This is a genomic window from Malacoplasma muris (genome assembly GCF_046774425.1).
Lineage (GTDB): Bacteria > Bacillota_I > Bacilli_A > Mycoplasmatales > Mycoplasmoidaceae > Malacoplasma > Malacoplasma muris.
The window spans coordinates 63,712-77,319 of record NZ_CP177248.1 but is presented as its reverse complement, the minus strand read 5'-3'; the positions used below and the strand labels follow the sequence as shown (position 1 = coordinate 77,319).

7 protein-coding genes and 1 pseudogene are annotated in these 13,608 nt (G+C 23.1%); 2 read left to right on the top strand and 6 right to left on the bottom strand.

Annotated elements, in window-relative coordinates; translation table 4 throughout:
• Positions 1-753 precede the first annotated feature (753 nt).
• Positions 754-1,431 (bottom strand): annotated as a pseudogene (rplA, locus tag ACLFO7_RS00310) (50S ribosomal protein L1); the annotation flags it as partial.
• Positions 1,432-1,433: 2 nt separating this feature from the next.
• Positions 1,434-1,898 carry a 50S ribosomal protein L11 gene (rplK, locus tag ACLFO7_RS00305; RefSeq protein ID WP_412032356.1) on the bottom strand — a complete coding sequence of 155 codons (465 nt, stop codon included), beginning with the start codon at positions 1,896-1,898 and terminating at the stop codon, positions 1,434-1,436.
• A 309-nt stretch (positions 1,899-2,207) separates the two neighbouring features.
• Here rplK and ACLFO7_RS00300 point away from each other — a divergent pair, with 309 nt between their 5' ends.
• Positions 2,208-3,185, top strand: coding sequence for an IS30 family transposase (locus ACLFO7_RS00300; RefSeq protein ID WP_412032355.1), 978 nt, complete (start codon positions 2,208-2,210; stop codon positions 3,183-3,185).
• Between the two features lie 111 nt (positions 3,186-3,296).
• Here ACLFO7_RS00300 and ACLFO7_RS00295 read toward each other — a convergent pair whose 3' ends face one another.
• Positions 3,297-6,737 carry a hypothetical protein gene (locus ACLFO7_RS00295; RefSeq protein ID WP_412032354.1) on the bottom strand — a complete coding sequence of 1,147 codons (3,441 nt, stop codon included), beginning with the start codon at positions 6,735-6,737 and terminating at the stop codon, positions 3,297-3,299.
• A 182-nt stretch (positions 6,738-6,919) separates the two neighbouring features.
• Between ACLFO7_RS00295 and ACLFO7_RS00290 the strand changes: the two genes are divergently transcribed.
• A complete protein-coding gene (locus tag ACLFO7_RS00290) occupies positions 6,920-7,480 on the top strand; it encodes a TIR domain-containing protein (RefSeq protein WP_412032353.1) in 561 nt (186 codons plus the stop codon).
• Between the two features lie 352 nt (positions 7,481-7,832).
• Here the strand turns inward: ACLFO7_RS00290 and ACLFO7_RS00285 are convergent, their stop codons facing one another.
• From ACLFO7_RS00285 to ACLFO7_RS00275, 3 genes are all read right to left on the bottom strand, one after another.
• The gene (locus ACLFO7_RS00285) at positions 7,833-9,278 is read right to left on the bottom strand and encodes an ABC transporter ATP-binding protein (RefSeq protein ID WP_412032352.1); all 1,446 of its coding nucleotides are present in this window, start codon (positions 9,276-9,278) and stop codon (positions 7,833-7,835) included.
• A gap of 2 nt (positions 9,279-9,280) precedes the next feature.
• On the bottom strand, positions 9,281-11,467 hold the full coding sequence (locus ACLFO7_RS00280; RefSeq protein ID WP_412032702.1) for an ABC transporter permease subunit: 2,187 nt from the start codon (positions 11,465-11,467) through the stop codon (positions 9,281-9,283).
• Between the two features lie 113 nt (positions 11,468-11,580).
• The gene (locus ACLFO7_RS00275) at positions 11,581-13,578 is read right to left on the bottom strand and encodes a hypothetical protein (protein WP_412032351.1); all 1,998 of its coding nucleotides are present in this window, start codon (positions 13,576-13,578) and stop codon (positions 11,581-11,583) included.
• Positions 13,579-13,608: the final 30 nt, after the last annotated feature.

The following is a 13,608-nucleotide window of genomic DNA, read 5'->3' as shown; positions in this document are numbered from 1 at the left end:
TTTACATATTTTTTAGAATTGATAACAAATATAATAAAAACTCAAGTATTAATAACTTGAGTTTTAATAAAACTACTTACCTTTTTTTTGTGTAGGTTTAACTGACTTAGAAGTAGGTTTTACATTTGTTTTATTCACAACTTTTTTTGTATTTGTGTTAGAACCAAACTTTGAACTAGCAACTTTATTATTATTTGCTTCTTTTTTTACAACTTGTTTTGGAACTAGTTTAACAACTGATTTTGGTTTACTAGTATTTGATTTTACAGCTACTGGTTTTTTATTTACAACTCCCTTTTTTGCAGTTGGTTTTGATGTTGATTTAAAAACTACTTTTGGTTTACTAGTATTTGATTTAACAGCTACTGGTTTTTTATTTACAACAGGTTTTGGTGTTGGTTTAGAAACTGGTTTAATTTTGTTATCATTTTTAGTAACAACTGGTTTTTTATTTACAGGTTTTTTAACTACTTTACTATTTACTTTGTTATTTGAAACTGGTTTATTAACAATTGGTTTTTTAACAGTAGTTGTTTTTTTATTATTTTTAACTACTGGTTTTTCTTTTTTAGTTGTATTAGTATAATTTACTTTTGGTGGTGTAGAAGGATTTTTGCTTTCTACTTTTTTCTTTTGGTAAACATATACTGGTTTATAGTAAATTGGTTTACTTTCTTTTTCAGTTGAAGTAGTAACTTTAACTTTCTTAGAACCTGTTTTTATTTTTTTATCAGATGATGCTTTATTAATTAAAATTTTAATTCCAGGACCCATTGTTGAAGAAATTGAAACATTTTGAATATATATTCCTTTAACACTTGCAGGTCTTTTTGAATTTAAAAAATCCAATAGAAAATTAATATTTTCAATAATTTTTGAATCATCAGCATTTGCCTTACCAATAGTCATATGAACATTACCATATGAATCTGTTCTATATTGGTTTACACCTTTTTTAAATTCAGCAATTGTTTTTTCTAAATTAGTAGTAACATTACCTATTTTTGGATTAGGCATTAATCCTCTAGTTCCTAAAATTTTACCTAACTTACTTAATTGAGGCATAATTTTTGGAGTAGTAATAATTAAATCAAAATCTAATCATCCTTTAGAAATTTCTTCAATTTTTTCTTTTTCCCCAGCAAAATCAACACCTAATTTAGATGCATCTTTATCTGTTAAACCAACATCTAAAACTAAAATTCTTTTTTTCTTACCAAAAAAGTGTGGTAATGCAAGAGTACCTCTTAATTGTTGATCAGCTTTCGATGTATCTAAATTTAATTTTATTGCTACATCAATAGAAGAAACAAATTTAGTTTGAGAACTTTGTTTAGCAAGTTTTACAGCTTCTTCAATAGAATAAAATTTTGTTTTATCAAATGAAAATTTAGGTTTTTTAATAGCTTTTACATTATTGTTCTTAGCCATAATTAATTACCTTCCTTTTTTGGTTTGTAATAATCAACACCTTCGATTTTAATTCCCATTTGTTTTGCAGTACCAGCAACCATTCTTAAAGCTGCTTCTTCATCATTTGCATTCAAATCTTTTAATTTATATCTTGCAATCTCAAGAGCTTTATCTTTTGAGATAGTAGCAACACATTCAGTTTTAGGATTTTTAGCACCACTTTTAATATTTGCTGCTTTCTTTAACAAAGCTGCTGTTGGAGTAGTTTTAATTTCAAATTTAAATGATTTGTCTTTATAAGCAACAATAACACAAGGAATAATATCTCCATTTTTTTCCTTAGTTGCTTCATTAAATTGTTTTGTAAATTCAGCCATATTGATACCAATTGATGCTAATGCTGGACCAGGTTTAGCTTGACCACCAATTAATTCAATTTTAGCTATTCTTGTTATTTTTGGATCTTTAAAAGCCACAAGCAACACTTCCTTTCATATTAATTAATATGTTCTCTACGTGGTTTAACAGAGTTTATCTCTTCCCACATGCTTTTATATATACAAACATATACCATACTATTATATAATAAAAATCATATTATGCATTTTATTAATTATTAATATAAATGATTATGTAAAAAAATATCAATAGTTAGCACAACTATTGATAGCTCGATTGAAATATGAAGTGCAACACATATTGTAAAATATATGTGCACTTCATTTTTTTGTTTACATAAAATAGGACAAAAGAAAAAGGTGCCCTTAGTTTTTCACAACAGCGAGACACCCACTATGTTATACAACCATTTATCAGAAAAAGAAAGAGCATTAATTGAATTTATGTTCTACCAAGAAAGAAGATCTTTAAATTCAATTGCAAAAGAATTGAATAGACATAGATCTACAATATCAAGAGAATTAAAAAGAAATGAATTTTGTGGAATATATAATTCTAATAATGCTCATAAAAAATATTTAAATAGAAAATGAAATTCTCATGCTTTTTATCTTGATAGATACAAAAGCTTTACAGATCTATTTTTAGATAAATTTAGAAAAATAGATCATGGAGTTGAAGCCACTTGTCATTATATTAAAAAAAATTATCCTTGTGTCAAAACACCAAGTTCTAGACAGGTTTTTAATTGAATAAAATCCAATAGATGAAAATTAAAAAGGTCAGATAGACTTAGAAAAGGATATGTAAAAGGTAGAAAAAGACATAAAGGTATGTTTTCTAAATTTGATGAAAAATATGTATTTCCTTTTTGAGCTAGACCTTCCAAAATAGAAAAAGAGAAGAATATGGACATTTTGAAGCAGATTTTAATTATTGGAAAAAGAAAAGCTGGATATAGTAATTTGTTAACTTTAGTAGAAAGAGTTACAAGAATGACATATATTGTTAAAGTCAAAAATAAAAATTCTTTTACAATAAATTCAACAATTAAAAAACTAGTTGAACAAAATAATTTAAAAGTAAAAACAATCACAATAGATAATGGAATTGAGTTTAATAAAATAGGAATCCTTGCCTATTGATTAAATTGCAAAATTTATTATTGCGAACCATATGCTTCATTTCAAAGAGGAAGCAATGAAAATGCTAATGGTATTATTAGAAGATTTTATAAAAAAGGAACAGACTTTGATTTATTAACAAATGATGATGTAGTTAGACTACAAAATAGGATAAACCTCATGCCAAGAAAAATGTTTGGTTTTAAATCAAGTTATGAAATAAATAAACATTGTATAGAAAGGAAATAAAAAATCATAACCATTTTATTGGCTATGAATTATAAGTTGTGCTATTATGATGTTGCACTTCATATTTCATTCAGGGTATCAATAGTTGGCACAACTATTGATATCTATATATTATGCTTTTTTTCAATTTCTATCAGACATTGAAATGTCAGCTTCAGCTGAATAGTCAGCATTAAGAATTTGTTTTAATTTTTTTTCTCTATTTATAATGATTTCTTCTCTATTAGAAATAATTTCTTTTTCTCTTTTAAGTTCATCTAAAAATACCGATAAATCCTCTGATAATTTTTTATTTTTTTCATGTAATTCTTTAAAATCTCTTGATGGCAACTCAATAGAAACATGACTTTGAGATGATGGTGTTTCTTCATACTCTAAATTTTCATCTGGAATTAAGTCTGTATAAATATTTTCATAAATATTTGGTGCTATATTATCATCATAATTGTTGGTATGTTCATCATATGATTCATTTAATATAACACTATCTGTTGTTTCAATAACTGGTATACTTTCAAAATTACTAAATTCAGATAATTCTAATTCATCATTATTTTGTTCATCAATATTTTCACTATTAATATTGAATACATTATCAAGATTTTCATTAACATTATTATCAATACTATTTATTTCATTAACTAATTCATTTGATATTTCTTCTATTGAATCATTTATTTCGTTTATTGAAACATTTTCCAAATGATCATTTTCTTGAACATCATCTAAAGTTAATTTATCATTAACAATTTTTGATGTTGCTCTATTGTTTGAAGAATAATCATATGTTGGTCTATATTCAGAGTAATTTTCTAAATGGTGAGAATATAAATTATTAATTTTGTCATAATCATTTATGTGATTGAATTCACTGTCATCACTTAAATGCTTATCTAATGAATCATCATGCAAGTCATCAATTTCATTAAATAAGTTTGAAACATCATTAAATTCATTAGTTATTGTGTATTGGTTATCTACATCATCAGTTGTAACACTTTCTTCAGCAAAATCATTATCTGAATCAGAAACTCAATCTATAGGTAGAATATTTTCTTCTTTATTAAACTCTGATTCTGAATTATTAACTAATTTATCAAAATCTATTGTCTCATTAGCTTCTTCAAAAAAAGAATTTGCTTCTAATATATTAACTGAAGGTGCAAAATCATTTAATGAATCATTATCAACTTTTTCTATCGGAGATTCGTTAAAAGTGTTTTCTTTAGTTATTGATTCAAAAAAAGATTCTTTAAACTCATTATCATCAATTCCAGAATTATTTAAGTACTCATCAATAAAATCTTTGCTATTATCTAATTCATCAATATTTTGTTCTTCTTTTTCCTCTATTAAATTTGAATAATCATCTAGAATTTCTTGAATCTTTTTTAAATTATAATCAATCATTTCATTATTTTCTTCATCATCTTTATCTATTTTTTCAAATAAATCATCATAATAATTATTTTGATTACCTTCAAGAGAAAAATCATCATTATCATAATTATCTTCTCCTAATTGATTTGAAGGTATATTAATATCATTTTCTTTAAAAGAATTAACATCAATTTTGTCAAGATGACTAATTTTATCTTCAACTACATTACTATAATCAACATTGTCTTGTTTATCAAATTCAAAGATCTTATTACTTAGTGTAATCTCTTCTTCATGTAATTTTTCATTAGATTCATCTTCCAATTCCTCTAAATCAATTGCTAAATTAGAATCAATATTTATTTGAGATTCATTAAATTCAAAATTTAAATTATCTAAAGAACATTTTTCTTCTTTAGATTTTTCTTCATCAATTTCAAATTTTTCATTTTTTAATTCACTATTAATGTCAAAATCAAGATTTATTTCATTTAATTTCTTTTCATTTTCTTCTAAATAATTATCAATATTTTCAATAAATTCTACATCATCTGCAGAATCAATTGAATCACTACTAAAGTCAAATTGATTTAAGTTATTTTCTAAATCAATATAAGTAGAACAATTTTCCATTTCATCATTTATTCTTTTTTCAAAAGAATCTCCAATTAAATCAGATGATATAGAAATGTTTTCTTTATCAGAATCATCTTTTATTACATCGCTATCTATCTTATCTATAACTTCATTATTTATTATTTCTTCAAGTGCTTCTTGTAAAGAATTAATAGATTCTAAATAAACTTCATCATTTTCAGAATCATCACCCAATGAATTATCACTATTATTTTCATTATTTATCTCTTCACTAAATAGTTGTTCAAATGATTCTTGCAAACTATTTATAGGATTTTCATCAATTTCATCAATTTCATCAATTTCAGAATCATCATCCAATGAATTATCACTATCATTTTCATTATTTATCTCTTCACTAAATAGTTGTTCAAATGATTCTTGCAAACTATTTATAGAATTTTGATCAATTTCATTATTTTCAAAATTATCATTTAAAGAATTATTAGTTTCATTTGAATTATTAAATAATTCATTAAAAAATTTATCATAATTAAAATCATCATTAATTTCATTTAATGAATTGAAATTATTTAAATAATCTAAATCAAGGTTTGTTTCATCTAGCATATTATTATTTAGGTTATATTCAAATTCATACTTTTCTTCTATTGAATTTGAATCTTCATTGTCAAGTTTTTGATTTTCTTTTAATAAATCTTCAATTAATACACTATCAACTTTAATATCTTCAATATTATTTAAAAGCTCATTGTTATCATTCATTGATTTTTCCATTTGCGAAAAACATGATGAGCAACTTTGTGAATTACAACCATTTAAATTGCATCCTTTAAATAAATCATCATTTAAAAAAGTCTCATCTAAAATTAAATCATCTTTATTATCTAAAATATTTTTTTCTAAATCAAAAGAATTTAATTCATTGTTTGATATATCATCAAAAAATGTAGATAAATTTTCTACTTCACTAGCAACATTATTATTCTTATTGTAGTTCTCTTTAATAAGTTCTTTTGAATCTAAATCACAGCAGTGATCAACATTTTTTATTTGATTACTTATATTCTGTGTATCTTTAGAAAGATTCAAATCATGTGATTTATTATCTAGACTTTTGTTTTCACATTGTTCTTCTTGACTCAAATTAGAAACTTCTTCTTCTTCACAGTTATCATTATAAAGATCAAAATATTCTTCAGCATTAAAAGAATAACCTGAAGCTTCTTCTAAAATTGAAGCTACCAAACAATAATCATTAGCAAATTCATCTTCTATTAATATTCTTTTACCAATAGAATTGAAGGCAATATATTTATTGTTTCAATAAGCTAAAATTGGAGTAGAAAATTCTTCAGATAATATTTCTACTAATTCTATTACATCATCATCTGTTTTAGCATGAACTCAAAAACTCTTTTTATCATCAAAGTAGTCATTAAATACATATGAATTAGCTTTTCCATATTCATATATAGATTCTTTTCTTAATTGTCCTAAAATAGAACTATTAAAAATAGCTTTGAGAGTTGAAGAGTTTTTTACCTTTATTCAAAAGATATTACTATTAATCATAAATTGTCCTCAAATATTTGCAATAATTCAATATAATAATTAAACCACAAAACATAAAGTATTTTTAATTGTATTTTTATGTTGAATAATGATTTTATCAAAATAAACATTATTTATCCTAATTGCAAACCCAAACAAAATATAATAATATTTAATAGGTACTATCTTTGAGGACATACAATATGAAAAAAGTATATATTAGTTGCTATGAAAATAGTGATATTAAATATAAAGAACAATTGATTAGATGAAACGCAAATAGAAATAACACATTATTTGAATGTGTTAATTCAAATGAAAATGAATTTTATAAAATTAAACAAACACAAGATGAATTTTTTATTGACTCTGTTAAAAAGCATATTTTAAAAGATGCTAGTGTTGTAGTGTGTTTAGTTGGTCTTGATACTGGTAAAAGAAAAACAGTTGATTGAGAATTGAGAGCAGCAATGCATGAATCAACTTTATTAAAAAAATGTGGAATTGTAGTCATATATCTTCCTGAAGTTTATGAAAAATATGGAACACAAATACCAAGAAGTATATTGCCAAAAATAATACAAAAAAATATTATAAATAGAGATGCTAGCATACTAGAAACAACTTGAAATAAATTAGAGATTGATATTAATAATATTGAAAAAATACTAAATGTTGGATTTGCATATGGCCAAATGTCTAAATATATTATTGATGAATTTATAGCAACATCAAATCAAGCAAATATAATTCTAAAAAAATAAATACATTGTAGACAGTTACAATATTGTCTTTTATAAATGAAGTGAACACATAATTAACTTGTATCACTTCATTTTATTTTCACTTTAATTAACAACTATCAATATAAATATTAGAATAACTTATTATTTTACAAACATTTAATAAACATTATAAAATATGCATATTTTATATTTATAAACATAAAAGTTTAGTAAAACATTATAATAAAAGTTTTTATTAAACAATAAATTATAAAAATGCATTTAAATTAAAATAAAAAATATCCACAATCAATAAATGATTTATGGATATAAATTATTCTCTTATGTTGATATGATTCAATTTCAAGCAAAAAATTATAAGTTATACATTTTATTTAGTGTTTTCTTCTAATGTTGAATTTACATTAAGTTTATAACCTGTATGAACTGAGCCAAATATTACATATTTTTTATACATATCTTCAATTGATAGTCTATAAAGTTCAACTTTATTAGTTTTATTATTTTTAAATAAATATGCTAAAAGATCATCTATTGCATTTTTATCATTTGATGAAACAATATATTGTTTAGGTTCATCTACATTTTGCTCAAAAGTAATTTTACTCATATTATATTTACCAAAGTCATTTTCTTTAAGCAAATGTATTCTATAAGCATATTTGTTACCATGATGTGATTCATCATGTCTTATTCCTGTGTAAGCTATTTTTCCACCATCTAATATTGTTAGTGAATCTGCATATAAATCCAACTCACTTAAAATATGACTTGAAATGAAAATTGATTTTCCTCTTCTTTGCAAACCTTTTAATATATTAAAGAAATCAATTCTTGCTTTTGGATCAAGATTAGCTGCAGGTTCATCCATTATTAAAATATCTGGATCATTTGATAATGCTTGTCCTAATAATATTTTCTTTTTTTGACCACTAGAAAATTTATTTGGTGATACATCTTTTAAATCATACATTTTAAATTCAATCAATATATCTTTTGCAAAATTTTCTGCTTCTTTTGATGTTAATCTATTTAACATTGCCATACTTTTTAAATAATTAAAAGCTGAAATTCTAGAAGGGAATCTCGCAATTTCTGGAATATATCCAAGTCTTGCTTTAGACATTTTTTCTCTATTATCTAATCCAGAAATTTTAACTTGTCCTTCAAAATTTGCATATGCACCAACAATTGATTTAATTGTAGTTGTTTTACCTGCCCCATTAGCACCTATAAAAGCATGAAATTGACCTCTTAAAACTTGAAAATTTAATTTATCAATAGCAGGTTTTGCTTTTCTATTATATTGTTTTCTTAAATTTACAACTTCTAATAAAATATTATTTTCATCACCATCATAAGTATTTTGATTTAATGGTTCTTTAACACTAGTTATTTCTTCAATAACTTCAGGTTCTATATAACTTTCTTCTTCAATTACAGGCTGCTTTTTATTAACTTCTTTCTTTTCTTCTAACTTTTGTATAGGTTTAACTTTTTTATCTTTTTTAATAGGTAGATCTTTTTGTTTTTCCTCAACAAGAATAGGAGACATTGTACAATAATCAACTTTGTTAAAAGATAATTTATCTACTTCTACTCTTTTAGATAAATCATGATATTCAATTAAATTATCAACTTTTTTCTTATTATTTTCTTTTTTAACATTTTCTTTTTGCAAATTTAAAACCCTTTTTTTAGAAGGTGTTTTCTTTCTTTTTTTAGACTTCTTTTTTTTAACATCATCTTCTTTAAAATTTAAAGACAATGGATTTTCATCAAAATTTATTATCTTAGGAACATTTTTTTTCTTCATAACTATGCAAAATCCCTTCTAGAATACAATATCATTGTTGCAGCAAATATTATTAAAGAAATCATGGTTCATACAATAATAACAATATTACTGTCTAATGTATAAATAACTTTTGCTTTTTGAAAATTCAACAATAAATTAGTTGGTGTTAATGTTACTGATGGTCTATATTGAGTATTTGCATACACTTTTCCATTTTCAATAAAAGTAAAATATGTACCATTATTTGAAATATTAATAAAATTGTTTTTATACTCTTGACTAGGATTCAAATATCTTGAAATATCTGAATTTGTATTGTCTATATATCCATCTAATTTAACACCTAATAAACTAAGTATTGTTCTATTTTGATTTCTTTCTTTTGCATTATTTTCAATTTCAACTTTTAAAGTATCTTTATAATGTGTGTCTATTCTATTTGTAACTTCACTTCATTTAGTATTTGCTGAAGATTTTTGTGAAGAATTTTCTCCATATAAGAATAGATCAATTAATCCTTTTATTGTAAATAACTTTCCACCTTGAGTATAAAATGGTTGATTAATTGGATCATTTGGATCATCTCCATATGTTTTATAAATTTCTCCAAAAGTTAATTCTGGATCAATATCTTTATAAAAATCAATAATACTTGATAAACTAACTATCTTAATATTTGATTTTTCTGAATTAGATTGATTAAATGCTAATTTATAAAACCCTGAATATAATATTGAATTAAGATCACTAATAATGTCATCTGATGATTTTATTTTAACTTCTTCTTCAAAATATTCTTTCATAAAAATTGAAGCAAGATCTTTAAAATCTGCAGGACTTAATTTACCTGTTGTTGATTTCTTATTTCTAACATAATTTACATAGCTATCAATATAATTATTCATAGTCATTTGTTGGTTTTCAACAGGATTAGAATTATCAAAATCAACTGAAACATTATAAAGTTTTTTAGATCAAATGTAATCTCAACTTAATTCTTCATTTTTGTTTACATTTATTTGACTAATTTGATAATCAGTATTTGTCACCTTAGTATTATATTTAGTAAGAGTTTCATTATTAATTTTTGATGAACCATTTTTGTTCATAACTAATCCTGCTGTTTTTAATTCAGGAAAATAAGTTGTTGGTAATTTATCACTTATTCCAATATTTATTTTTGCAAAATAATCATTTGTATCTTTAATACTATTTATATCATAATCAGTAAACTGAAAATCAACTGGAGAATTAAATATTGACATTCTTTTTAATGCATCAACAGCATTAGCATTATATCTTCCTAGTGTATATATACTAGATAATTGATAACCAAAATCAGAAATAGCAAATTTATTGTAAGATGATTCATTTTTATATTTATTTCAAATATCTGAAGGCTTATTTTTTATAACTTGTCCATCTGAAATAATTTCTTTATTACCAACTGATGTAACAGGAATTGACATCCCTTGAAGAACATTAACTTTTTTATTTTTATTAACTTCCACCAATGAAAATGGAGTTATTGAAACATCATTTTGTTGCATTAATGTTATAGGAGATTTAACAACAAAACTACCCAATAATGAGTACACAATCAATATAAAAGCTATTGATAGTGTAATAAGTAATGAAATAATTTTTTTAAAAAATAATGAAAGTATTGTAGCAATTGAACCAAAAATAATTCCATTTATCAATGTTGCAACTAATATTCCAAGCAAAATTTTTAAATTATCTTCTTTACTACCATATCCAACAAGAAACATAAAACTAGATAATCCTGTTGATATAATTGAAATAATTATTATATATATTAAGAAAATTACCAATTTCGCAAAAACTATTTCTTTTCTAGAGATAGGTTTACTAACAGTTAATAATTCAGTCCCATCATCTATGGATGTCCTAAATATTTCTATTGCTATAAAGCTAGCAACTATTGCAACACATAACATTAAAAACATTGCTGTTGTTTGCATAGTAAATAATTGAATAGGATCTATTTGAGCAATTGCTGGTACTATTGTTGTACAAGAAATAACAAGCAAAAAATATAAAAGCGTTGATAAATATATTGATATTTTTTTTGAAACTATACTAAAAGAAAATTTAAAAAATGCAATATCAAAAATGGACTTATTATTATTTATTTGTTTTGTACTCATAATATTTCCTCTGAATATGTATAGATAGTATTTTAATACAAAAATATAATAAAACTAAATATTATATTTATCTTACCAAGATAAGATTTAAATTAATAAAAATGATATAGCGAAACACAATAAAGCAATTTGCTATATCATTTAAATTGTTATACATAATCTTTTCTACTATATAAACATAATCCTATTGTAAAAAGAATAATTCCCAATGAAATTCAAACTGGAAACAATATCTTACTATCATATAAAGATTTTAATTTCATTAATTCAAAGTTATTAAAAAGACTTTTTTCTCGAAGTGCAACAGGAGAAGTAAATTCAAATCTGTAATAATCATTTTCATAATCAATATTATTTGAATCATAGTTAGAAAAATTATTTGGAATATATCCAAAACCAGAATATGATTCACTAATTAAATTAAAATTAATTGGATTAATTTCTTGAATAACATTGTAATTTAAAGATTTTAAAATAGCAATATATTTTTCTCTATTATTCAACTTTTCCAAAAAGAATTGTTTTAATTGTGTATTTGATTTAACAGCATTTTGAATTTCTTTAAAATCTGTTGATGAATCAACATTAATTTTTAAAGTATTGTTAATTCATTCTTTTATTTTTGGAGCAAGTTCATCATATTGTGGATAAATATTTCTTACTCTTACTACTTGATCATTTGATATAACATTTGGAATGTTATCATCAACATTAAAAAAATCAATGATGCTAAAAATGTCAATATTTTTTAAATTCATAAACTCAGCTATTGCTGATCACATAACTTCTAATACATAATTATGAAAATTATCATAATTATTTGCAGACAATTTATAATCAATTGCCAGTTTACTTATTAGTATTGATAAAGGATTTGGAATATCTGATAAACTATATTCTTTATTTGTTTGTTGACTATTATTATATTTTTCATAATTTAAAAATAATTCTTTTTTAATTGAATCATAATATTTATTTCATAAATTATTAAACAAATCAGGAGATATTTTTTTGTTTTGATTTCTATTATAATTTATAGGTATTAATGAAGTATGTCTTGGTTTTGATATAAAATTAAAAATATTGTTTCGTTTTAAATATAAAAGATATTCATGAAATACTAGTGAATTTTTATTATCTAATATTTGAGAAAACTCATTTGGAACACCATAATAAAAAACATGTTTTTTTTCAGATGATATATTATACTTCTCAAATGTAAATGTATTTCAATCTGAGATATTTGATGCCATATCAAACATTTTTTGAGAAAAATTTGCTGACGAGTTTAAAAGATACATAGATGACAGCTGTCCTGATAAATTACAATAACTTCAGATATCTCAATTTGAAACTTGTTGAACTTCTGAATAGACTAATGAAGATTTTTGGTTGTTTAGTATACTGCCATTATTTGCAACAACTACTGCTCCATTTTTAATATTAAGAGTCTCATTGTTGTTGTTGCTTGCACTATTACTAATTAAATCTACAAATTCAATTTTTACATCTTGTTTTCTTAAAATCTTTATTGGATTAATAGTTGATAGTGTAGCAAAAACATTTAATAAAGTTATAGTAAACGATAAAGATATAATAATTAATAATGAAGTAATTTTTCTACAATATATTGATAAAATTATTGAAATTCCACCAAATATTATAGAGGTAATAATATTACCAACAAATACACCTAAAACAATTATTGTACTATCATGTAATGAAGATTCTTTATTAAGATATACAAATGATGCAAGTGCACTAGCAAGTATTGAAATTATAACAACATATATTAGAAAAATAACCATTTTAACAATTGTTATTTCTCATCTTGAAAGTGGTTTACTCATTGTAATTATTTCAGTTCCATCTTCAATTGGGGTCCTAAATATTTCTATAATTATCATTGCAACAACTGTTGAATTACCAAAAACAAAAAAAGATGTAACAATAGGACTTCATAAAATTCATATTGGTTGTTGCTTTGCCAAAGGAGGAACAACATTTATAACAATTGTTAATAATAACAAATATGCAATAGAGACAATATATATACTTAATCTTTTCAAAGAAGTTTTAAAAGTATACTTAAAAAAGGATAAGTCAACAAATGAATTATTTCTTCTTGAATTTAATTCCACCTTCATAAAACTCCTTATAAATAAAATCTAAATATT